Origin of the sequence: Rhodopseudomonas sp. AAP120, assembly GCF_001295845.1 — a bacterium.
Classification (GTDB): Bacteria; Pseudomonadota; Alphaproteobacteria; order Rhizobiales; family Xanthobacteraceae; genus Rhodopseudomonas.
The window spans coordinates 1-1366 of record NZ_LJIC01000111.1 but is presented as its reverse complement, the minus strand read 5'-3'; the positions used below and the strand labels follow the sequence as shown (position 1 = coordinate 1366).

General features: G+C 70.7%; 1 protein-coding gene. It reads right to left on the bottom strand.

Features of this window, described 5'->3' with window-relative positions:
* Window positions 1–107: 107 nt before the first annotated feature.
* Window positions 108–1366 (bottom strand): hypothetical protein (locus IP86_RS17825; protein ID WP_054163775.1); only part of this gene is annotated, 1259 nt, incomplete at its 5' end.

Sequence of the window (1366 nt, the reverse complement as noted above, 5' to 3'; positions counted from 1 at the left end):
TGTAGCAGACGTCCCAAAAGCCAGCTCTGATTCTGTTACAAACTGAACCGCTCTAGAGACGCGACGACTGAGACGGGGCGGCTGGGGGCCGCCGCTCGCGAACGGCGCTACTCGCCCCAGGCGGTGAAGGCTTCGTTGAAGGCGCGCTCGCCGGGGGGGCCTTTTTCGATGGCGATGATGGCGCGGCGCTGGTTGTTGTAGACGATCGGCAGATCGAACCAGGAGCGCTCCTTCAGGAGCTGCAGGTTGCGCGAGCGGTCCGCCTCGACATTGCTGAGGCCGACCAGGAAGAAGCCGTCGGTGACCTTGACGGCGAGCCCGGCCAGCGGCGTGCCGCGCGCCTGCTCGTTGGACTTCATCAGGATGCCGGGGACGTTGGCGACGCCGCCGCCGTTGAAATCCTGCGGCAGGATGAAGGTCAGCTCCGCCGTATGGCTCGCCGGCAGCGACGTGTCGGTGTTGCGGCGGAACGACATCGTCATCTTGAACTTGCGCTCGGGCACTTCGATGTCGGCCCGGACCGCCAGATCGGCGCCGCCTTTGTTGCTGGCGCCCTTGATCTGCTCGGTGCGCCACACCACCGTGCCGACATACTGCTTGCCCTTCGGATCCGACGGATCCTCGTCATACAGCACGACGCGCTGCGCCACCGGCGCCACGGTCTCCGAACTCGACGGCTGGCCGACGCGGTCGGTGATCTTCGGCCGCTCGGTCGAAGCCGGCGCGGACGGCGTCGCGGTTTCGGTCGCGGGCTGCGACTTCATCATGCCGCGCAGCGACGACCACAGCGCCGGCCCCCACAACGTGCCGGCGCCGGCCAGCATCAGCACCACGCCGATGATCAGCGCGCTCTTCAGCGGGAAACGCGACGGCGCCCGGGTCGGCTTGCGGCCGGGCTGGCGCTCGGCTTCGACGCGCGGCCGCATCGCGGCCGGCGGCGGCGCATAACGCTGCGCCTCGTCGACCGATTCGTCGTAGGAATACGGCGCGTCCGGATCGGTGCGGTTTTCCATCGACGGCTCGAGCCGGTCGAATTCCGGCGACGGCGCGACGTTGGCGTAGGTTTTTCGCGCGGCGCGGTTGGCCTGCGCGGCGGCGTTGCCGAGCCCGTCGAGATCGGCGGTGACGTCGCGGAAGCCGCGCAGCCCCTGATTGTCGGCGCCGGCAGCGGCCGGGCCCTGATCAGGGCGACGCGGCGGGATCGGACGCTCGCGGCCGGGCAGCGGCGGCTCGGGCGGAATCGGCGGCGGCTCGACGCGCAGGTTGCGGGCCGGACGCTCGTTCGGCGGGGGCGGCACAGGCGCTTGCGCGCGCGGACGCACCGGCGGCTCCGGATCTGGCTCGGCGGCGCTCTGCGGCAGCGGCG